This window comes from Bilophila sp. (assembly GCF_057864385.1).
In genome coordinates, this window is sequence record NZ_DBMAFI010000006.1 from 77,785 (window position 1) to 98,617 (window position 20,833).

Below are 20,833 nucleotides of genomic sequence, written 5' to 3' on the forward strand. Positions count from 1 at the left end.
CTCGCTATTCCCATTCGATGGTGCTCGGCGGCTTCGAGGAGACGTCGTACACCACACGGTTTACTCCCTTGACTTCATTGATGATCCTTCTGGAAATCCGTTCCAGCAGATCATACGGCAGACGTGCCCAGTCGGCGGTCATGGCGTCCACGCTGTCCACACAGCGCAGGGCGATGACATGCTCATACGTGCGCCCGTCGCCCATGACGCCCACCGTCTTCAACGGGAGCAGCACGGCGAAGCCCTGCCAAATCTTACGATACCAGCCGGCATCACGCAGTTCCTGCTGCACGATGGCGTCGGCCTTGCGGAGGATGTCCAGCCGCTCGCGGGTCACTTCGCCGATCACGCGGATGGCGAGGCCGGGCCCGGGGAACGGCTGGCGCCAGATGACGGATTCGGGCATGCCGAGCTCCGCGCCCACCTGACGCACCTCATCCTTGAACAGTTCACGCAGCGGCTCGATGAGCTTCATGTTCATCTTTTCCGGCAAGCCGCCCACGTTGTGGTGGCTCTTGATGACCGCGCTCGGCCCCTTGTGGGACACGGACTCGATCACGTCGGGATAGAGGGTCCCCTGAGCCAGCCATTCCACGTTGCCGATGGCGCGCGCCTCTTCATCGAAAACATCGATGAAGGTGTGGCCGATGATCTTGCGCTTCTTCTCAGGGTCTTCGACCCCGGCGAGCAGATCGAGGAAACGATCCTGCGCGTTCACCAGCTTGAGGTTCAGATCGAAATGCTCGCGCAGGTAGGTGACGACTTCGTCGCCTTCGCCGGAGCGAAGCACGCCGTTGTCCACAAAGATGCAGTGCAGGTTCTTGCCGATGGCCTTGTGCAGCAGCACGGCGACCACGGTGGAGTCCACGCCGCCGGAGAGCGCACAGACCACATGCCCGTCGCCCACGGTTTCGCGCACTTCGTTGACCACGCGCTCCACAAAGGAGGACATCGTCCAGTCCGGCGTGATCTTGGCGATCTTGAACAGGAAGTTGCGGAGCATGGTGTCGCCGTCCACGGAGTGGTGCACTTCGGGGTGGAACTGCACGGCGTAGATCTTGCGGGCCTCGTCGGCCATGGCCGCCACTTCGAGCGTGTCGGTGCTGCCGGTGACGACGAACCCCGCAGGGGGCGTCTTCACGGTGTCGCCGTGGGACATCCACACGCGGGAAAGCTTGGTCAGATCGATGCCGTCCCACAGGGCGCAGGAACGAACGAACCGCAAATCGGCCGGGCCGTACTCGCGGGTTTCGGACTGCTCCAGCCCGCCGCCGAGGTTGAAGGCCAGAAGCTGCATGCCGTAGCAGATGCCGAGAACCGGCACGCCGAGCTCAAGGAAGCCCTTGTCCAGAGCGGGGGCGTCCTTTTCCCCCACGCTTGCGGGGCCGCCCGACAGGATGATCGCGGAAGGCTGCATGGCTTTCACCTGCTCGGCGGTGACGACGCAGGGGTGGATTTCGGAATAGACGCCGGCTTCGCGCACCCGGCGGGCAATGAGCTGGGTAACCTGAGAGCCGTAGTCTATGATGATAACTTTACTGGGCATCGTATGTCCTTTTGTTCGAGAAACAGCGTTGTCTCAGAGTCTGTCCGTGTCAATGAGAATCCCGTGGCTCCGGGAAGGCGGCGGGGAGGGGCCTCCCCGCCGAAAGGGGGCTTACGCGTTGTCCACGCGATAATTGGGGGCTTCCTTGGTGATGATGACGTCATGGACGTGGCTTTCACGCAGGCCCGCGGCGGAGATTTCCACCATCTGGGATTTTTCAAAGAGTTCCTGAATGGTCGCCGCGCCGCAGTAGCCCATACCGGAACGGACGCCGCCCACAAGCTGATAGATGGTTTCGCTGGCCAAACCGCGGAAGGGCACGCGGCCCACGATGCCTTCGGGGACGAGCTTCTTGCTCTTCTGCTGGAAGTAGCGGTCGGAGCTGCCTTCCTTCATGGCGTCGATGGAGCCCATGCCGCGATAAATCTTGTAGGTACGGCCCTGATAAAGGATGGTTTCCCCCGGGCTTTCCTCAGTGCCCGCGAGCAGGCTGCCGATCATGACGGAGTTTGCACCGGCGGAGAGGGCCTTGACCACGTCGCCGGAGAACTTGATGCCGCCGTCGCCGATACAGCAGCGGTCCATTTCGCGGGCGGCGCGGGAACATTCCATGATGGCGGTGACCTGCGGCACGCCTACGCCGGCGACGACGCGCGTGGTGCAGATGGAGCCGGGCCCGATGCCCACCTTCACGGTGTCGGCGCCGGCCTTCAGCATGGCGCGGGCGCCTTCATAGGTCGCCACGTTGCCCGCGACGAGCTGGCAATTCGGGAACGCGCCCTTGATGGCGGACACGGCATCCAAAATGTTCTTGGAGTGGCCGTGCGCGGAGTCGAGCACGAGCACGTCAACGCCCGCGGCGATGAGGGCGGCGGCGCGCTTTTCGCCTTCCGGCCCCACGCCGATGGCCGCGCCGACGCGCAGGCGGCCCTTGCTGTCCTTACAGGCGTTGGGGTATTTCTGAACCTTGTCGATGTCCTTCATGGTGAGGAGCCCGGCAAGCTCGCCCTTTTCGTCGACCACCAGCAGCTTTTCGATGCGGTGGGTGTGCAGGTGGTGCTTGGCTTCCTCAAGCGTGGTTCCGGTGGGGACGGTGATCAGGTTTTCGCTGGTCATGACGTCCCGAACCTTGGTGCCGGAGAGATCTTCAACAAAACGGACGTCGCGGTTGGTCAGGATGCCGACCAGCTTCTTTTCCCGAACCACGGGCAGGCCGGACACGCGGTAGGCGTGCATGAGATCCAGCGCGTGCTCGACGGTGTCGTCGGGCTCGACGGTGATGGGATCGATGATCATGCCGCTTTCGGACTTCTTGACCTTTTCGATCTCCAGCTTCTGACGCTCGATGCTCATATTCTTGTGCACGATGCCGATGCCGCCGGCGCGGGCCAGCGAAATGGCCATCGCGGACTCGGTCACGGTATCCATCGCGGCGGAAACCAGCGGAATGTTCAGGGAGATGGACGGGGTCAGCCAAGCGGTCACGTCCACCATATCCGGCGTGACTTCAGAATAGGCGGGCACCAACAACACATCATCGAAGGTCAGGCCTTTGCTCAAAATTTTGGACATCGTGCCCTCCTGAGGACAAAGACGCTCCGGGAGGTCGCGCACACCGGAGGCCATAAATGTGGGATATAAAAATGGAATGGATAAATGTACTCTGGCAGGGCGTTATTGTCAATCTGAGGCCGGGGAGGAAACGGGCTCTCCATGCCGCCGCAACCATGCGGCGTTCCAGCGTATCCGCACCGTTTCCGCAGTATTCCCGCCCGCCGAATAGAAGCCTTGTCACTTCGTTTCGGCCCGTGTAACATATGCTGCGATCCCTTCAAACAGACGCATCAGCGTCAATATCAAGGAGCACGTATGGCCTACAACCGCATCCTCTTGCCCGTCGATGGTTCCGAACACTCCATGCACGCCGTGGCCCACGCGGTCAGCCTCGTCCGTGAAGGCGGCGAAATCGTCGTCGCTACGGTTCTCCCCCCCATCCCCAACGTCATCGGCGGCGATGCGCGCAGGGAAGCCGAAGAAGCCGTCAAGACCGACGCCAACCTCATCACCCAGCCCGTCATGGACGTCATCGCCAAGGACAACATCGCCTGCCGCGAAAAGATTGTTCTCCATACCTCCACCGCCGAAGGCATCATCGAAACCGCCGAAGACATGAAGTGCGACCTGATCGTCATGGGCTCCCGCGGCCGCAGCGACATCGAGGGGCTTCTCCTCGGCAGCGTCACCCATAAGGTGCTCACCCTCGCCAAGGTTCCCGTGCTCGTCGTGCGGTAAAGAGCTTCCGGCGTACTGCCGGATACACAGGCTGAAAAGGGAGGCCCTTTCCCGAAAGGGCCCCTTTCCGTTCCCACGGCTCCCGGACGCGGGAACGCCGCTCTGATGAAGCCCCTGCGTTGGGAAGCCGGAAATGCGGCGGCACGCCGTCCTTTTTCAGAAGCATGGGGCCGCCGCTCCGTACACGGAGGTTTTTCATAGGCTGTGTTATAGAAAACGGTTGATGCTTTTTTCCTTGAAGCTCCAAAGGGATAACCGACAAAATGCCTTATCCGCGGCTCCCGCCAAAGGGAAAACCGGAGAAAAAGGCTGTATTTTCACCGTACTGTGGAGATGAAACAACCATAAACTATAACAGAGCCTTTTCATAAAAGAAAAGCCCCTGTTCGGGGCTGTTTCGGCCGCCGTTCCGCAGGCGGAGGCTTTTCGGCACGCAGCTCGCCGCACAGGTATGTATCCGGGCCGCCGTTCCGCACGACGGAGGGTTCCGCCATTGCTGCTCTTACCCCCGTTGCCTATACGGACGCAGCTTCGCACGCGGAATTTTTTTGCAGCCTGCGGGGATGCCCACCCAAGCGGCACCCCATTCCAAAGCGTACTGCGGACGAAGTTCGGCACATCCGCCCTTTAGGGCGGGCCTTGTCATGGCAGGCGGCTGTTTGATCTCCCCAGTATGGTGAAAAATACGGGCTTGTTCTCCCCTTTTTCCGCTGATGGCTCCATACTTGGGGATTTTATTGCTTGTTCCCTTGGAATGTTAAGAAATAAAACATCAACCGGTTGTTATGGCACAGCCTTAGGCCGTGTCGCCAATTAAATATAATCTACTGAAGTTATTTAACTATTTTCAAGACAAAAAATATTTTGAATGATTTTCAAATAGTTATATTCAAAAAAACGACGACACGTCCTAGGATAAGGAAAGGGCGGCCCCGTGCCGGGTGTTTCTGAGGAATCCGCCCAAAGGGTTTGGGCAGGGATCCTGAAAAGCCCGTGCCGGGCGTTTTGGGGGATCAGGGGAAAGCCCCCTTCCGGGAAAGGGTTCCCTCCGCCGGCATCCCCGCGCCTTTCAGCGGGAACATCCCCCGGCGTCCCATACAGGGCAGGAAGGCCTGCCGCATCTCCTCGCCCCCAGCAGATTCGGAGCAGGGCCGGGGCCGGAGATTCCAAGAGAGGCCCTCCTCCACGTCCACCTATGCTCTACATCTCCCTCCTGCTCGCACTGCTGGCCGTGACGTGCCTGATCTTCGTCCCGAATACGGTGATCCTGCTGGTACTCGTGGCCATCGTGCACGGGTTCGCCATCTACAGCGCCTGCCATGCCCTGCTGCACAAGCGTGATTCCCGGTCGGCCCTCGGCTGGATCGCCATCATCCTCTTTATGCCCCCGGTCGGGCTGCCGCTGTACTGGCTGTTCGGGATCGCCCGGATCGACAGCCAAGCCGTCCGGCTTATGGAAAAAGCCGCCCGGAAGGTCATAGGCGGCCTTGTGGATCTGCACGGCAAATCGCTGACGGAAAAACCGGAAGGCTTCATCGACAAGGACGAAGTCCCGCACGCATGGCACTACCTCGTCAACCCCGGCTCCAGCATCACCGGGCGCTGCATGATCGAAGGCAACGGCCTCACCGTGCTGCACAACGGCGAAGCCGCCTATCCGGTCATGCTCAAGGCCATCAGCGAGGCCAGGGAACGGGTCTTCCTGTCGAGCTTCATTTTCGGTTACGACGAAGTGGGCAAGAGCTTCGCCGCCGCCCTGCGCGCCGCGGCCGAACGCGGCTGCGACGTGCGCCTGCTCATGGACGGCGTGGGCTCCTTCCACCTGTGGCCGGGCTGGGGCAAGCGCCTCGGCCCGGACGTCAAGCTCGCCTACTTCCTGCCGCCGCGCCTCATCCCGCCCCAGTTTTCCATCAACCTGCGGACGCACCGCAAAGTCCTGATCTGCGACGGCGAAACCGGCTTCACCGGCGGCATGAACATTTCACAGAACCACCTCGTCAACCTGAAGCGCCGCTCACGGGTGCAGGACGTGCATTTCCGCTGCCTCGGCCCCATCGCGCAGCAGCTTGAAATCGCCTTCCTCATGGACTGGAGCTTCGCCACCGGGGAGCACGCGAACTTTACCGTGCATCCCGTGAAAAAACAGGGGAGTTCGCTCTGCCGCATCCTCATGGACGGCCCCGGCACGCCTGAGGACACCATCCTCGATCTCGTCTGCGCCCAGATTTCGGCGGCGCGGCATTCCGTGCGGATCATGAGCCCGTACTTCCTGCCGCCGCACCGTCTGCACGGCGAGCTGGTAAGCGCGGTCCTGCGCGGCGTGGACGTGAGCGTCATCCTGCCCGGCGAGAACAACCACCGCCTTGTGGACTGGGCCATGCGCCACCAGATGCCCATGCTGGCGGACAGGGGCGTGAAGATTTACCGCCAGCCCCCGCCCTTCGCCCACACCAAGCTCCTGCTCATCGACGGCGAATACACCCTGCTCGGCTCCGCCAACCTCGACCCCCGCAGCCTCAACCTCAACTTCGAGCTGGTCATGGAAGTGCTGGATCTCCGGCTGGCGGAACAGCTCAGCGCCTTTTATGACGAGGTACGAAGCCGTTCCGTTTCCGTCCCGACGACCTACCCGGCGCTTCCCTGCCGCCTGCGGAACGCCGCGAGCTGGATCTTTTCGCCGTACCTGTAGCCCCTTCCAGCTCAAGGTTCACCTCAAGCCGCCCGATATGCACGTCGGTCAGCCGCACGGTGACGGCCTGCCCCAGACGGAAGCGCCGCCCCGTGCCCACGCCGATGAGCTCCTGCCGATCAGGATCGTACTCGAACCAGTCGTCGCGGAACGCCGTGAGCCGCACCATGCCCTCGACGGGCATCTCGTCGAACTCCACGAAAAAGCCGAACTCCGTCACCCCGGAAACGACGCCGGTGAACGTCTCGCCGGTGCGATCCCGCAGCAGGAGGCACCCAAGGCGGCGGGCGATTTCCCGTTCGGCCTCGGCCGCGGCGCGCTCACGGGCATTGCACTGATCCGCCGCCATAAGCAGCTTGTGCCCGGCGAGGATCGGCCCCTGCGCCGCGCCGAGCGCAAAGGCCAGCGCCCGGTGCACCAGCAGGTCGGCGTAGCGCCGGATGGGTGACGTGAAATGGCAATAGCAGGGGGAAGCCAGCCCGAAATGCTCGCCCGCTTCCGGGGAGTACCGGGCCTGCATCATGGATCGCAGCACGAGCCGCCCCACAAGGTACTCCTGCGGCGTGCCGTTGGCCTGTGCCAGGATGTCCCGAAGGCGCGAGGGCGAAGGCCTTTCGCCCCGCTTGAGGGTCAGAATATCGCTCTGGGCGAGATCCGTGGACGCCAGCGTGCGGAACAGCGTGGACAGCCGATCCGGATCGGGCGCGGGATGGATGCGGTACGGGAACGGCGTGCCCTTCTCCGTGAGGAAGCGGGCCACGGCCTCGTTCGCCGCCAGCATGAATTCTTCGATCAGCCGGTGCGCGAACAGCCGGACGCGCCGCTTGATGTCCTCCACTTCGCCGGTGGAGCGGTTCACGATGAACTGCGCCTCGGGCAAATCGAAATCAAGGCTCCCACGCGCCTGACGCCGTTCAAGCAGAAGATGCGCCAGCGCTTCGGCGTCCTTTAAATACGGATGCCGCCCCGCCAGTTCGCCGCCGTGGTCCAACGCCTCCTGCACGCCTTCGTAGGTGAGCCGTCCCCGCGACCGGATCACGCCCGGGAAAAACGCCGACGTGCGCGGGATGCCCCGATCGTCGAACCCTACCCGCGCCGCCATGACCAGCCGATCCTCGTCGGGACGCAGGCTGCACAGGCCGTTGGACAGAACCTCAGGCAGCATGGGCTCCACGGAGGTCGGGAAATAGTAGGAGTTGCCGCGATCACGGGCTTCCCGGTCCAGCCGCGAACCCGGCAGCACGAAATGGCTCACGTCCGCGATGGCGACCCACAGTTCCCATACCGCGCCGTCGGGCGCGCCGGGAAGCCGCCGGACATACACCGCGTCGTCAAAATCGCGGGCGTCCTCGCCGTCGATGGTCACGAACGGCACGCCGCGCAGATCCTGCCGTTTCGACGTGGATGCCTTTGAAACCCGGTCGATGGGCAGCGCGTCCTCCACGCCGTCGAGCGGTTTCAGCCCTCCCAAATCCGCCGCGCCCTCCGCCGCGCGCTTTTCCAGTTCGGCGGCCTCGGCCAGCACGTTGGGCGGGAAGTCCAGAGGGATTTCGTGGTTCAGCTTGGTCAGACGCTCCTGTACCATCGCGTCTTCCTCAAGCCCGAGCGAGACGCGGGCCGTGCCCCGCCAAAGGCCGTCTTCAACCTTCTCTTCCGGCGTCACCAGCAGCAGTTCCCCGATTTTCGGCGCGGCCTTCAACGCGGAAACACCCACATCGAGCAGGAAATCGAGCCGGGGATCAGCCGGGCGGCACAGGACGCCGCGCGGCGTCTGGTTCCGGGTGACGTGGACGGCCAACTCCTTCTGGCGGCGTTCGAGCACGCGGATGATCCGGCCTTCCGGGTTCCGCATCTTTCCGCCCCGGTGCTGCGGGGCCGGTTGCAGGGCCACTTCCACGCGGTCGCCATGCCACGCGTCGCCAAGAAAGCCGGGATGGATAAAAATATCGGGCTGCAACCGGGATTCCACACGGTTGCGCTTGCCGCCGTCAACGGGCTTCGGGGCGTCCTCGGCTGACTCCTGCACCGCGTCCGGGGTCACGAACCCAGCCCCGGAGCGCTGGATGGACAGCACGCCGGTTACGATCCGGGCCTGCGACGCCTCCACCCACTTGCCGCCGCGAAGCCGGATGACCCGGCCTTCGGCCTGCAGGGCATCAAGCAGGCTCTCAAGCGGTTTCTTGTCCCGCCGGGACAAATCAAGGAAACGGATCAGATCGTCGAGGCGCACGGGATGACGGATTTTACCCATCAGCCCCAGCACCTCCTCAACGTCCAACCCGCCGGGGACGCTCACAAACGTCTGTTCGTCGTCCGTGCGGCGAGCGTTCTTTTTACCGGGCCGGGCCGGGCCGGAAGCGCCCTTGCGGACGGTATCGCCAAAATACCCGCGCTGGCGGGGATGCTTTTTCATAGGAAAACCTTTTTGGATGTGGGAAGAAAGGGGAAGAGGAATCGGAGAGGGGGAGGAAGCCCCCTTCTGGAGAAGGGGTTCTTCCTCCCCTACCCGCCCCCACCCCCCTCCATCTCCTAAAACTTTTAGAGGCGGGCGTCAGGCCGGGGCACGATGCGCGACCGGACCGCCCGGAGGATTCTTTACAAAATGACGGATTCGGGACGGAAAAAGAGGCATGAAAGAGTATGGCCCAGATGAAACGGGCTGGCAATGCGTGAGAATGCGGCGAACCGGCTCAAGAGAAAGGCGGATCGGCCTCGGCGCTACGGGCAAGCTGCTTCTCGCCCCATTTGTACAGTTCGCGCAGGGCCGGGAGCAGTTCCCTGCCCTGCCCGGTCAATGAATACTCCACCCGTGGGGGGACTTCGCCGAAATCGTCCCTGCGCACGAGCCCGGCGGCTTCCAGTTCCCTCAGGCACAGGGTCAGCATGATGTTCGTGATGCCGACGACGCTCCGTTTCAGCTCGTTGTAGCGGACGGATTCCGCGTCGAACAGATGCCAGAGCACCGGCAGTTTCCATTTGCCGCCGATCAGGTTCAGCGCATGGATGATCGGACACGGCACGGTGTATACGTTCGCGCCGGGAAGTTCCGTGCTGTATCCGGTACGCCTCTTTCCGCCCATGACAACAACCTTCCTATAAGGTTCATAAAAAAACAACATCTTATCAAACAGTGTAAGGCAGAAAAAACTGCGTACTTGTTTTTTCGCAGCCGTTTCCCAATACTCTGAATGCATCAGGCCGGAGTCCCGGCCCCAAACGCAAGGAGAACGCCATGACGTATTATGCCATCAACGGAAGCCCGAGGAAAACCCACAACACCGCAACCATCCTGAACAAAGCCCTTGAAGGCGTGAAGGCGGCCGATCCTCAGGCGCAAACGGAACTGATCCATCTCTACAGCCATGATTTTTCCGGATGCGTGAGCTGTTTCGAGTGCAAGCGCCTCGGCGGGAAAAGCTACGGCAAATGCGCCGTCCGGGACGGTTTGACGCCGATTCTGGAGCGCCTTGCCGAAGCGGACGGCATCATCTTCGGCTCGCCCGTCTATTTCCACAGCATTACCGGCAAGATGCGCATGTTCTTTGAAAGGCTGCTCTTCCAATATTTCGTCTACGACGCCGACTATTCCGCACTGTCCCCGAAACGGATGCCCACGGCGTTCGTCTACACCATGAACGTGCCCTACCAAGTCATGCTTGAGAGCCACTACACGGAGAGCTTCCAGAGCATGGAGTCTTTCATTCAGAGGGTATTCTCCAAGCCCGAAATCCTCTATGTGAACGACACATACCAATTCAGCGACTACAGTAAATACAAGGCCGATCGTTTCTCGGAACCCGACAAGGCCCGCCAGCGGGAACGGCAGTTCCCCATCGACTGTCAAAAAGCCTTTGAGTTGGGCAAGGCTCTGGTGAAGCGCAACGGCTAGAAAAGCCCCTTGCGCTCCGCCCACGCATCCAGCCAATGCGGGAAAGCGGCCTCGGCCCACAGCGCGGGCCCGAAGGCCGCTTCAACCCGCAGCGCCCACGCATCCGCCAGCCCCAGTTCCCGCAGCTTCACGGCGTCCTTGCCGGTGCAGATCACGGGCATGCCGAGCCCCTCCAGCTTTGCCGCGTCTTCCGGCGTATAGGCATGGTGATCGGGGTAAACGATATATTCGGCGGGCTCGCGGCCCATAAACCGGGCCGCCGTTTCCCGCACCTGCGCCGGGTCGCCCACGCCCGTCGCCAGCGCATACGGCTTCCCGGCAAACGCTTCGGCATCCCGGCACTCACCCGTCCCGATCCTGTGCAGCGAAACCGGGCGCAGCGAAAAACCGAACAGCGGCCGCCGGAACCCGGCAAGGCGCCGTTCGCAGGCCGGGCGCAGGCCCTCCCACGCTTCCGGCGGGCACTTGATCATGAAAACATCGGCCCGCTCCAAGGCTTCCGGGCCTTCGCGCCATGCCCCGGCGGGGATCACGCGGCCCCAGCCGTCGCCCAGATCGTCGGGCCGCAGAAGGACGATATCAAGATCGCGCCGCACCTTCACATGCTGGAACCCGTCGTCCAGCACGAACAAATCCGGGCCCAGCCGTTCCTCCGCCCAGCGTCCCGAACGCCTGCGATCCGGATCCACCATCACCGCAGCGGACGGGTGCTCAAGCGCCAGCATAAGCGGTTCATCCCCCGCCTCCCCCGGCGTCCGTGACGGCGACACATGCAGCGGCAATTCCGGGGGCCGTGCCTTATACCCCCGCGACAGCACCGCCGCCCGCAGGCCCCGCGCCTCGCTCCAGCCGAGCAGCCAATCCACCACGGGGGTTTTGCCCGTCCCGCCCCATGCGATGTTCCCCACGGAAACGCAGGGGCACGCGGGCCGGAACGCGGGCGAGCCTTCGCTTTCCCATTTTGCCCTGCGCGCGGCGAGTATGCGGCGGTACAGCAACGAAACCGGCGTCAGCAGCGGCCTCAGTCGTTTTTGCCAGATCAACGGGTTCATGGCGTTCCTTTTTTGGGGAAGGGAGAAGAGGAGGAAGAGGAAGATTGGGGAAGGGGGAGAACCTTTCTGGAGAAAGGTTCTCCCCCTTCCCCAAACCCCATCCCCCACTCCCAAGACTTTCGCCTTTATCGAATCCCTTTTCCCAGCTTTTCCGGCTGCGGAGAAAAAATTGAGGGGCTTTTAACGGAACCACTTCAAAAAATACATTTTCAAGGAAAAGAGAGTCCCCACAACGCTTCTTTTTTGCACGGACAAGAAAGACAAAGGCCCTGTTATACTATGTGGTTGTTTCTCATCTCCACAGTGCGGTGGAAAATACAGCCTTTTTCCGGTTTTCCCCCTGGCGGGAGCTGCGGCTAAGGCATTTTTCCGGTCATCCCTTTGGAACTTCAAGGAAAAAAGCGTCAACCATTTTCTATAACACAGCCAAGACAAAAAAACTTCCTTGCCTCCCCATTCTCCGAACAGGGATTCGATAAGGTCAAAAGTCTTTGGAAGGAGAAGGGAGGGGGTTCGGGGGAGGGGAGAGGAAACCTTTCCTCAGAAAGGTTTCCTCTCCCCTCCCCCGATTCATCTTCACTCCCCAACCTTCAACAACATATTGTCAATCAGCCTCGCCTTGCCAAGACGGACGGCAAGCGCGCACAAAGCCGCATCCCCAATGCGATCAACCTTGGTCAGGGCGGCGGGGTCGACGATGGAGATGTAATCCTCCTGACCTGTGGGGAGATGCTCGGCCAGATAGCCACGGACGGCCTCAATGATTCTGGCGGCGTCGCGTTCCCCTCCGGCGGCGAGCCCGGCGGCCATTTCGAGCGACTTGCGGATCTGCGGGGCTTGGGCGCGCTCTTCGGGCGTCAGGTAAACATTGCGGGAGCTGAGGGCCAGCCCGTCGGCTTCCCGTACGATGGGCCGCCCGACGACCTCCACAGGCACGTTCAGATCGGAAACCATCTTCTTGATGATGGCGAGCTGCTGCCAATCCTTCTCACCGAATACGGCAAGGCTGGGCTGGGCCAGCATGAACAGTTTCAAGACCACCGTGCACACGCCCCGGAAGTGGACGGGGCGGCTGAGGCCGCACAGGGTGCCGGCAAGCGCGGGCACTTCCACCCATGTGGCGTGATCGGGCGCATACATGCCTGCCGGATCGGGGGCATAGAGCACGTCCACGCCCAGCTCGCGGGCCAGCGCGGAGTCTTTTTCAAAATCGCGCGGATACGCTTCCAGATCCTCGTTGGGGCCGAACTGCGTCGGATTGACGAAAAGGCTGACGATCACCTTGTCGGCCACCGAACGGGCATAGGAAATCAGGCTGGCGTGCCCGGCGTGGTAATACCCCATCGTAGGCACAAGGGCCGTTTTCAGCCCCTGACGCCGCCACTCGGCGCACACGGAATGCAACGCTTCCGGGGAATGAATGATCTGCATCGTCTTTCCCATCTCCATAACAGGAAGAAAATGTTACTCGGCTTCGCGCAGCCGATTTTCCAACCGGGCGCGCTCTTCCTCATCCATGCTGAAGCTGTGCGCCGGAGTGGGGAACGCCCCGCTGCGTACCTCTTCGGCATAATCCCGCACGGCCTGCTCCATCAGGGTACCCAGTTCGGCATACCGCTTGACGAAACGCGGCGTAAACCCGCTGTACAGCCCAAGCATGTCGTGCAGGACGAGCACTTGCCCGTCACAGTCGGCCCCCGCCCCTATGCCGATGGTGGGAATGGAAAGCCGGGCCGTAATCGCCGCCGCGAGAGGCGCGGGAATGGCCTCAAGCACGATGGCGAAACATCCGGCGGCTTCGAGCGCCGCCGCCTCATCAAGCAACGATTGTGCGGCTTCGGCGCGCTTGCCCTGCACCTTGAAGCCGCCAAGCTGTGCGGCCCGCTGGGGCGTCAGGCCGATGTGCCCCATGACGGGGATGCCCGCGCCCACCAGCGCGCGGATCTGGGGCAAAAAAGCGCCTTCGAGCTTGACGGCCCTGACGCCGCTTTCCCGGACAAGGCGCGCCGCGTTGGAAAGCGCCGCATCAGGCCCCGGCTCATACGTCATGAACGGCATGTCCGCCACGACGAGGGCGCGATGCATTCCCTGCACAACCGCGCGGCAATGATGGATCATTTCGTCCAAAGTGACCGACAGGGTGTCATTGCGCCCGAGCATGACCATACCGAGGGAATCGCCCACCAGCACCATATCGACCCCGGCCCGATCCACAATACGGGCCGAGGGCGTGTCGTACGCGGTGACCATAGCCAGCTTCCGCCGGTTTTTGGCATCCCGTATATCCAGGATGGAAAGCGGTTTCTCGTCAGTGGAAAAAGTTTGATATGTACTCACAGCCGTCCTCATAGAGCGGGCAAAAAGGAAATGGAACCTTCCCCAAAAAACCATGAACGTGGTGAGCTTATCACGGAGTGCCTTGAAAGACAAAATACGCGCGGAGGGGGAGACATGCACAGGTTCAGTGGGCACGGCGCCGGAACAATTCAAAATACCAGTTGAAATATCCCAAAAGGCATCAGGGAAGCGGATGTATTGCGGGGGCCATGCTTTACAGTGGAGGACGGCGCGGCTACACTTCCGGCTTCAGGGGGGCAAGCCCCGAACCCTTTCCTTTGGAGCCATTGATGTCCAACTATACCGAACTTCTTCAACACATCGAACAAGAACCGAGCACATGGCTCGTCACCGGCGTGGCGGGCTTCATAGGTTCCAACCTGTTGCAGACGCTGTTGTCGCACGGGCAGCGCGTCGTGGGCCTCGACAACTTCCTCACCGGGTATCAGCACAATCTGGACATGGTGCGGGAACTGGTCACCCCGGAGCAGTGGGAGCGGTTCCGCTTCATAGAGGGAGACATCCGCGACCTCGAAACCTGCCGCCAAGCCTGCCAAGGCGTCGAGCACGTCCTGCATGAAGCGGCGCTCGGCTCCGTGCCCCGCTCCATCGAAAACCCGATCATGACCAACGGCTGCAACATTGACGGGTTCCTCAACATGCTCGTCGCAGCCCGTGACTGCGGGGTAAAGAGTTTCGTCTATGCGGCTTCGAGCTCCACCTACGGCGACGAGCCCAACCTGCCGAAGCAGGAAGACCGTATCGGCAAGCCCCTTTCGCCCTACGCCGTGACCAAGTACGTGAACGAGCTCTACGCCGAGGTTTTCGCGCGCAGTTATGGCTTCAAGACCATCGGCCTGCGCTACTTTAACGTGTTCGGCCAACGTCAGGACCCGTACGGCGCGTACGCGGCGGTAATCCCCCAGTGGTTCGCCGCCCTGACGAAGGGGGACGCCGTATACGTCAACGGGGATGGCGAAACGTCCCGCGACTTCTGCTACATCGACAATGTGGTGCAGGCAAACCTGCTGGCGTCCTATGCCGCGGAAGAGGCCCGGAACCTCGTCTACAATGTGGCCTTCGGCCAGCGGACCACACTCAACGAACTTTTCGGGCTTATCCGTGACGAAGTCGTCCGCCACAAGCCCGAAGCGGCGGAAGCCAAACCGACCTACCGCGATTTCCGGGCGGGAGACGTACGCCATTCCTTGGCGGACATCACCAGAGCCCGCACGCTGTTGGGCTATGAGCCCGAATATGACGTCCGTCAGGGCCTGCGCCTTGCGGGTGACTGGTACGACGCCCATCTATGAAAAGGGTTGATGCGGAGCAGCATTTAATCCGTTGAAATAAATATTGAAACAAATAACAAAGCGTCCCGGAGCCAGAAAAAGTTTACACTTCCCGCAAAAAGTTGTTGACAGCGGGGCATGAGAAAGGTATCTCCATCTGCGTGTCGGGATGTAGCGCAGTCTGGGAGCGCACTTGAATGGGGTTCAAGGGGTCGAAGGTTCAAATCCTTTCATCCCGACCAGCACTTCAAAGAGAATAACCCCAAGGGAATCAACGAAAGTTGGTTCCCTTTTCTCGTTTTTGGAGAAATCCCTATCATAGGGACTGGCTGATGTTTTCTTGAAGTTCCAAAAGAATGATCCAAAATGCCTCAGGCATGGGGCCCGCCGACAAAAAAACCGGAGAAAAAGGCCGTATTTTCACCATACTGTGGGGATGAGACAACCACATCCTAACGACAGGACCTTGGAGAAAACGCCCCAAACGGGATAAACGGAAAAGTATCGTATTCTCCCCTACCGAACATTTCATTTTGGCAGTGTTATGGAAAAGGCTCTGTCATGGCACATGGTTGTTTTGTCTCGGCAATATGCTGAAAAATATATGCTTTTTCTCCATTTTTCCGCTGGAAGGCTCCATGACTGGGGGATTTTATTGGTTATCTCTTTGGAATTTCAAGAGATAAAGCGTCAACCGTTTTCTATGACACAGCCATAGAAAATAATTAATGCTTTTCCCTTAAAACTCCAAAGGGATAACCGGAAAAATGCCTTAGCCGTGGATCCCGCCAAGGGAAAAACTGGAAAAAAGGCCGTATTTTTCACCGCACTGTGGAGATGAAACAACCACATCCTATAACAGAGCCTTAATTTTTTGCCCCCATCATTATGCGGTTGTTTTATATCTAGGTCGTGTCGTTAATTAATTATAACATATTAAAATTATTTATTTTTAAACTACAAAATATTATTTAAATAATTTCAAATAATTATATGTAATACAATGATATAACCTAAAATATGCTGAAAATACTGGCTCTTTCTCCTGTTTTCGCTGATGGGTTCATGATTGGGGCACTTCACTGGTTATTGGTTATTCCTTTGTAATTCCAAGAAAACATCAACCTTTTCCTATGGCACAGCCAATTTTTTTGGCAAAAAGGTCCCATCCGGCGGGGCTTCATACAAAAAGAGAGAATCCTCTCAGATCCTCTCTTGCTGACGATGCCTTTTGAAGCGGCCTACCCGGACTTCTTGGGAGGCCGGATAGTCATCACGGGGCACTTGGCGGACTTCACCACCTCATTGGCTACGGAACCGAAGAACAACCGATCCAACCCTTCGCGGGCGTGTGTCCCCATGACGATCATGTCTGCGCCGAGTTCCTTGGCGATTTCCACAATCTTCTCGGCGGGGCGCCCTTCATAGATGAGCCCGTTGACGTCCATGCCGGGGAACCGCTTCTCCACAAAGGCGTCCATATCCCCCCTAGCCCGGGACCAGATGCTCCGCATGCCCTTGGCGATGTCCTCTACGGGAACCTGTAGATTCTCATATGCCGAACGCGACGAGACGACATAAATGACCGAAACCGAAGCCCCTGAAAGCTCCGAGAGCATCTTCGCGTACTCCACGGCGGGATTGACGCTGTCCTTCGGGTCAACTGCACAAAGGATCTTCTTCAGTTCCATGAGAAGCCTCCAGCGTAACGGGTTGGACAATACAGGATTATCTCTATAGTACCTCCCGTTGCGTCAAAGTCAAGCCGGACGGATTTTCAAGGCATTCACCTTTGCAATGATTTTCTAAGGCTGTGTCATAGAAAACGGTTAATGCTTTATTTCCTTAACATTCCAAAGAAATAACCAATAAAATCCCCCAATCACAGAGCCCATCAGTGGAAAAACCTGAAAAAAAGTATATATTTTAGCATATTACTAAAATAAAGCAACCATGTACTATGACAGAGCCTTTTCTAAAAATTCATTTTCAATTTCGTATAATTGAATACAAGCTGCATTGAAAACGCGAATGGCCCGGATTTTCCCAAGCTCATAAGCCGCGGACGGGCGGGGAGGCTTTGCGGGGGGAAACGCTTCCGAAAGAAAGCCTTCCCCCCGCAATACCGCCGGAGAGAGAGAGAGAGAGAGAGAGAGAGAGAGAGAGACATTTTCCCTTTTCAGGGGGTAGCCCCATCAACCCCACCCGCAATTTCCCGGCGCAGGTTCCTGCGGAACCATACCCATCCCCGGCCCTAACGCTTCTTCGGATCGGCGGTTCCCCGGCCTTCCCGTGCCTTCCGGTTGAACAGGCGGAAGACCAAGACGAAAAAGACCGGCACAAAGAAAATCCCAAGAGCCGTTGCCGCGAACGTTCCGCCCATAACGCCGGTGCCGATGGCGTTCTGGCTTCCCGAACCCGCCCCAGTGCTTATCGCCAGCGGCAATACGCCGATGAGGAAGGCCAAGGACGTCATGAGGATGGGCCGCAGGCGCAGCCGGGCCGCCTCCATCGCGGCGTCCGCGAGGCTTGCGCCCTGCTGGAACAGCTCCCGCGCGAACTCCACGATCAGAATGGCGTTCTTTGCCGCGAGCCCTATGGTCGCCAACAGGCCGATCTGGAAATATACGTCGTTGGCCAAGCCGCGCGCACTGGTCGCCGCCACAGCCCCAAGCACGCCGAGGGGCACTACCAGAATGACCGACAACGGAATGCTCCAGCTTTCGTACAGCGCGGCGAGGCAGAGGAACACCACCAAGATGGACAAGGCATAGAGGAACGGCGCCTGCGAACCGGAAAGGCGCTCCTGAAAGGACATCCCCGTCCACTGGTAGCCGATGCCTTCGGGAAGTTCCCCCATCAGCCGCTCCATCTCCAACATGGCCGTACCCGAACTCATCCCGGCGGCGGCACGGCCCTGTATCCGCACGGCGGACACGCCGTTATAGCGCTCAAGCTGCATGGGCCCATACGTCCAGCGGGCCTCGCCGATGGACGTGAACGGCACCATCTCGCCGTTATCGTTGCGGAAATACCACCTATTGAAATCTTCGGGCTTCATGCGGAACGGCGCATCGGCCTGTACATACACCTTTTTGACGCGGCTGCGATCCACGAAGTCGTTGACGTACTTCCCGCCCCACGCGGCGGAAAGATCCGTGTTGATGGCGTCGAGGGACAGCCCGAACGCCCCGGCCTTTTCCTGATCGATGACGACTTCCAACTGTGGGCTGTCGTCCTGCCCGAACGTCCGGACGTTCCGCAGCAGAGGGCTGCGCCGCGCCAGATCCATCAACTGATCCCGCGCCGCGATGAGGGCTTCATGCCCAAGCCCCGCCTGATCCTGCAATTCAAAGTCAAAACCGGTGGCGTTGCCGAGCGAACGGATCGCCGGGGGCGCGGATACGAATATCCGGGCATTGATGATTGAAGAAAAAGCCTGATTCGCCCGGTCGATAATGGCCTGCGCGCGCCGTTCCGGGTCTTTGCGCTCACTCCAGTCGCGGAGACGGATGTTCCCCTGCGCCGAGCTCTGCCCTTTGCCGCCCGATGCGCGTCCGAGGGTCAGCATCATGCCTTGTACGTTTTCCTTTTCATTTTCAAGGAAATGGCGTTCTATCTGTTTGACGATCTTCAAGGTTTCCGTTTCCGTCGATCCCGGGCCGAGCTGGATTTCCACGGTCAGGATGCCCTGATCCTCGTTGGGCAGGAACGATGTGGGCATACGCCACAAGATCCAGCCCGCGCACACGAGCATGGCCAAGTATATGGCCATCATCCTGCCGCCGACCTTGATGATCCTGCCGACGGCCCCCCGGTAGGACATGGTCGCCCGGTCGAAGCTCCGGTTGAACCAGCCGAAAAAGCCGTGCTGCGAGGCCATGTGGCCGGGTTTCAGAAAGCTGGAGCACAATACGGGCGTCAGCACCACCGCCACGACGACGGAAAGGATCATGGCCGACACGATGGTCAGCGAGAACTGGCGGTAGATGGCGCCGACGGTGCCGCCGAAAAAGGCCATCGGCACGAACACGGCGGACAGCACCGCCGCCACGCCGATGAGCGCGCCGGTGATCTGCCCCATCGTCTTGATGGTGGCCTCGCGCGGGGACAGCCCGTCCTCCTCCATGACGCGGGCCACGTTTTCGACCACGACGATGGCATCGTCCACAAGCAGGCCGATGGCCAGCACCATGCCGAACATCGTCAGCGTGTTGATGCTGAAGCCGAACGCCGCCATAACGCCGAACGTGCCGAGCAGAACCACGGGAACCGCCAGCGAGGGGATGATTGTGGCCCGGAAGTTCTGGAGGAACAGGTAGATGACCACGAACACCAGCACGATGGCCTCAAGCAGGGTCTTGACCACTTCAATGATGGAAATCTTGATGAACGGCACGGTATCGTAGGGCGACACCACTTCCACGCCATGCGGGAAATAGGGGCGCATATCCTCAAGGAAGGCCGCCACCGCATTCGACGTGTTCAAGGCGTTGGCGTCCGAGGCCAGCTTGATGCCCAGGCCCGCCGCGGGCTTGCCGTTGTAGCGGGCCGAAGACGTATAGCTTTCCTGCCCCAGTTCCACACGGGCCACGTCCCGGAGGCGCACGGCGGAACCGTCGGGATTGACGCGCAGCAGGATACGCTCGAACTCCGGAACGGACGTAAGCTGTTTCTGCGCCTTGATGGTGACGTTCATCTGCTGCCCTTCCAGAATGGGCTTGCCGCCGACTTCCCCAAGCGAAACCTGCTTGTTCTGTTCCTTCACCGCATTGATCACGTCGGACGGCGTCAGGCTGTACGAAAGGAGCTTCGAGGGGTTGAGCCAGATGCGCATGGCATAGGGCGCGCCGAACAGGGACACTTCGCCCACGCCGTCCACACGGCTCAGGGGGTCAAGGATGGTGGAGCCCACGAAGTCGCACAGATCCGCCGCGCTCATGGAATCGTCGGACGATACGAACGCGTACATCTGGAGGAAGCTGTCTGCCACCTTGGTTACGGTGAGGCCCTGCCGCGTCACTTCTTCCGGCAGGGACGAGGTGGCGAGCTGGAGCTTGTTCTGCACCTGCATCTGCGCCACGTCGGGATTGGTATCGGGATCGAAGGTAAGCCGGATGGAAACCTGACCGGCAGCGTCGCTGGTGGAATTGATATACAGCAGCCCGTCGATGCCGTTCAGTTTTTGCTCGATAACCTGTGCGACCGTATCTTCAAGCGTCTGGGCCGAGGCCCCGGAATATTTCGCCGTAATGGTGACGACCGGGGGCGCGATGCGCGGATACTGTTCCACGGGCAGGCGGAATATCGAAATCCCCCCCGCCATCATGATGAGGATGGCGATAACCCACGCGAACACCGGACGGTCTATAAAAAAACGTGCCATAAGTTCTCTATGAAGTTATATGGTTATGTATGGGGCTTTCCTAAAAGCCTCTGCCGCAGCACGAGGTTGGCATTGCCTTCCATGACAGATAAAGGCATCGGCAGGGAAAATGTTCCCGTCATGGGGGCCACCACCAACCGCCTTCAAAAAAACAATAAAATCAATCGCGGTAAAACCGCGCCAGCCCAAAGCTACGGCAAAGCCCCTGAAAAAACGGATGCGTCCCAAACGCTGCCAGAGCCTTCCCTTTTCCGTAAGGGGCATTTCATCCCCGGCAATACGGAAACGCCCGCTGGGGAAAACGCCGGGAAAGGCCCCCGGCGGGATATTTCCCGTATCGCCGGGCGGAT

The 20,833-nt window shown here is 60.0% G+C and carries 15 protein-coding genes and 1 tRNA gene; 6 read left to right on the forward strand and 10 right to left on the reverse strand.

Annotated features, from left to right (window positions below):
* Positions 1-4: 4 nt before the first annotated feature.
* Together guaA and guaB are read right to left on the reverse strand one after the other, a co-directional pair.
* Positions 5-1,546: a glutamine-hydrolyzing GMP synthase gene (guaA, locus tag ACZM8Y_RS03265; RefSeq protein WP_479859299.1), complete on the reverse strand. Its 1,542-nt coding sequence runs from the start codon at positions 1,544-1,546 to the stop codon at positions 5-7.
* A gap of 111 nt (positions 1,547-1,657) precedes the next feature.
* The gene (guaB, locus tag ACZM8Y_RS03270) at positions 1,658-3,118 is read right to left on the reverse strand and encodes an IMP dehydrogenase (RefSeq protein ID WP_482333357.1); all 1,461 of its coding nucleotides are present in this window, start codon (positions 3,116-3,118) and stop codon (positions 1,658-1,660) included.
* A 76-nt stretch (positions 3,119-3,194) separates the two neighbouring features.
* Here guaB and ACZM8Y_RS03275 point away from each other — a divergent pair, with 76 nt between their 5' ends.
* The 3 genes from ACZM8Y_RS03275 (at position 3,195) to ACZM8Y_RS03285 (ending at position 6,527) form a co-directional block, all read left to right on the forward strand.
* Positions 3,195-3,329: a hypothetical protein gene (locus ACZM8Y_RS03275; RefSeq protein ID WP_302553202.1), complete on the forward strand. Its 135-nt coding sequence runs from the start codon at positions 3,195-3,197 to the stop codon at positions 3,327-3,329.
* Positions 3,330-3,415: 86 nt separating this feature from the next.
* The gene (locus ACZM8Y_RS03280) at positions 3,416-3,838 is read left to right on the forward strand and encodes a universal stress protein (protein ID WP_302553204.1); all 423 of its coding nucleotides are present in this window, start codon (positions 3,416-3,418) and stop codon (positions 3,836-3,838) included.
* A gap of 1,195 nt (positions 3,839-5,033) precedes the next feature.
* Positions 5,034-6,527, forward strand: a complete 1,494-nt coding sequence (locus ACZM8Y_RS03285; protein WP_482333359.1) for a phospholipase D-like domain-containing protein — start codon at positions 5,034-5,036, stop codon at positions 6,525-6,527.
* On the opposite strand, the gene ACZM8Y_RS03290 is transcribed toward ACZM8Y_RS03285, so the two are convergent.
* Together ACZM8Y_RS03290 and ACZM8Y_RS03295 are read right to left on the reverse strand one after the other, a co-directional pair.
* Positions 6,412-8,940 (reverse strand): ribonuclease R family protein, encoded by a 2,529-nt coding sequence (locus tag ACZM8Y_RS03290; protein ID WP_482333361.1) that lies wholly within the window; start codon positions 8,938-8,940, stop codon positions 6,412-6,414. The two genes, ACZM8Y_RS03285 and ACZM8Y_RS03290, sit on opposite strands and share 116 nt — an antisense overlap.
* 277 nt (positions 8,941-9,217) lie before the next feature.
* The gene (locus ACZM8Y_RS03295; protein ID WP_482333362.1) at positions 9,218-9,607 is read right to left on the reverse strand and encodes a winged helix-turn-helix transcriptional regulator; all 390 of its coding nucleotides are present in this window, start codon (positions 9,605-9,607) and stop codon (positions 9,218-9,220) included.
* 152 nt (positions 9,608-9,759) lie between these two features.
* Here ACZM8Y_RS03295 and ACZM8Y_RS03300 point away from each other — a divergent pair, with 152 nt between their 5' ends.
* Positions 9,760-10,416 carry a flavodoxin family protein gene (locus ACZM8Y_RS03300; RefSeq protein ID WP_482333364.1) on the forward strand — a complete coding sequence of 219 codons (657 nt, stop codon included), beginning with the start codon at positions 9,760-9,762 and terminating at the stop codon, positions 10,414-10,416.
* Here the strand turns inward: ACZM8Y_RS03300 and lpxK are convergent.
* From lpxK to panB, 3 genes are all read right to left on the reverse strand, one after another.
* Positions 10,413-11,468, reverse strand: a complete 1,056-nt coding sequence (lpxK, locus tag ACZM8Y_RS03305) for a tetraacyldisaccharide 4'-kinase (RefSeq protein ID WP_337431347.1) — start codon at positions 11,466-11,468, stop codon at positions 10,413-10,415. The two genes, ACZM8Y_RS03300 and lpxK, sit on opposite strands and share 4 nt — an antisense overlap.
* A 576-nt stretch (positions 11,469-12,044) precedes the next feature.
* Positions 12,045-12,899, reverse strand: coding sequence for a pantoate--beta-alanine ligase (panC, locus tag ACZM8Y_RS03310; protein ID WP_308771080.1), 855 nt, complete (start codon positions 12,897-12,899; stop codon positions 12,045-12,047).
* Positions 12,900-12,932: 33 nt separating this feature from the next.
* Positions 12,933-13,817, reverse strand: a complete 885-nt coding sequence (panB, locus tag ACZM8Y_RS03315; RefSeq protein WP_308771079.1) for a 3-methyl-2-oxobutanoate hydroxymethyltransferase — start codon at positions 13,815-13,817, stop codon at positions 12,933-12,935.
* Between the two features lie 278 nt (positions 13,818-14,095).
* Here panB and ACZM8Y_RS03320 point away from each other — a divergent pair, with 278 nt between their 5' ends.
* Both ACZM8Y_RS03320 and ACZM8Y_RS03325 read left to right on the forward strand, forming a co-directional pair.
* Positions 14,096-15,118: an NAD-dependent epimerase/dehydratase family protein gene (locus ACZM8Y_RS03320; protein WP_308771078.1), complete on the forward strand. Its 1,023-nt coding sequence runs from the start codon at positions 14,096-14,098 to the stop codon at positions 15,116-15,118.
* Positions 15,119-15,262: 144 nt separating this feature from the next.
* Positions 15,263-15,339, forward strand: a tRNA-Pro gene (locus tag ACZM8Y_RS03325).
* 999 nt (positions 15,340-16,338) lie between these two features.
* On the opposite strand, the gene ACZM8Y_RS03330 is transcribed toward ACZM8Y_RS03325, so the two are convergent.
* The 3 genes from ACZM8Y_RS03330 to ACZM8Y_RS03340 all read right to left on the reverse strand — a co-directional run bounded on the left by ACZM8Y_RS03330 (position 16,339) and on the right by ACZM8Y_RS03340 (position 20,747).
* Positions 16,339-16,788 (reverse strand): universal stress protein, encoded by a 450-nt coding sequence (locus tag ACZM8Y_RS03330; RefSeq protein ID WP_479859576.1) that lies wholly within the window; start codon positions 16,786-16,788, stop codon positions 16,339-16,341.
* Positions 16,789-17,351: 563 nt separating this feature from the next.
* Entirely contained in the window at positions 17,352-20,483 is a 3,132-nt protein-coding gene (locus ACZM8Y_RS03335) for an efflux RND transporter permease subunit (protein ID WP_482333275.1), read from the reverse strand.
* 15 nt (positions 20,484-20,498) lie between these two features.
* Positions 20,499-20,747 (reverse strand): hypothetical protein, encoded by a 249-nt coding sequence (locus ACZM8Y_RS03340; protein WP_489501575.1) that lies wholly within the window; start codon positions 20,745-20,747, stop codon positions 20,499-20,501.
* Positions 20,748-20,833 lie beyond the last annotated feature (86 nt).

Bases quoted from the DNA above. Each gene is read 5' to 3' on its own strand.
- ACZM8Y_RS03275 (WP_302553202.1), top strand. From the start codon at position 3,195: ATGGATAAATGTACTCTGGCAGGGCGTTATTGTCAATCTGAGGCCGGG.
- ACZM8Y_RS03280 (WP_302553204.1), top strand. From the start codon at position 3,416: ATGGCCTACAACCGCATCCTCTTGCCCGTCGATGGTTCCGAACACTCC.
- ACZM8Y_RS03330 (WP_479859576.1), bottom strand. From the start codon at position 16,788: ATGGAACTGAAGAAGATCCTTTGTGCAGTTGACCCGAAGGACAGCGTC.
- ACZM8Y_RS03320 (WP_308771078.1), top strand. From the start codon at position 14,096: ATGTCCAACTATACCGAACTTCTTCAACACATCGAACAAGAACCGAGC.
- ACZM8Y_RS03295 (WP_482333362.1), bottom strand. From the start codon at position 9,607: ATGGGCGGAAAGAGGCGTACCGGATACAGCACGGAACTTCCCGGCGCG.
- ACZM8Y_RS03335 (WP_482333275.1), bottom strand. From the start codon at position 20,483: ATGGCACGTTTTTTTATAGACCGTCCGGTGTTCGCGTGGGTTATCGCC.
- panC (WP_308771080.1), bottom strand. From the start codon at position 12,899: ATGCAGATCATTCATTCCCCGGAAGCGTTGCATTCCGTGTGCGCCGAG.
- lpxK (WP_337431347.1), bottom strand. From the start codon at position 11,468: ATGAACCCGTTGATCTGGCAAAAACGACTGAGGCCGCTGCTGACGCCG.
- panB (WP_308771079.1), bottom strand. From the start codon at position 13,817: ATGAGGACGGCTGTGAGTACATATCAAACTTTTTCCACTGACGAGAAA.
- ACZM8Y_RS03290 (WP_482333361.1), bottom strand. From the start codon at position 8,940: ATGAAAAAGCATCCCCGCCAGCGCGGGTATTTTGGCGATACCGTCCGC.
- guaA (WP_479859299.1), bottom strand. From the start codon at position 1,546: ATGCCCAGTAAAGTTATCATCATAGACTACGGCTCTCAGGTTACCCAG.
- guaB (WP_482333357.1), bottom strand. From the start codon at position 3,118: ATGTCCAAAATTTTGAGCAAAGGCCTGACCTTCGATGATGTGTTGTTG.
- ACZM8Y_RS03285 (WP_482333359.1), top strand. From the start codon at position 5,034: ATGCTCTACATCTCCCTCCTGCTCGCACTGCTGGCCGTGACGTGCCTG.
- ACZM8Y_RS03340 (WP_489501575.1), bottom strand. From the start codon at position 20,747: ATGCCCCTTACGGAAAAGGGAAGGCTCTGGCAGCGTTTGGGACGCATC.
- ACZM8Y_RS03300 (WP_482333364.1), top strand. From the start codon at position 9,760: ATGACGTATTATGCCATCAACGGAAGCCCGAGGAAAACCCACAACACC.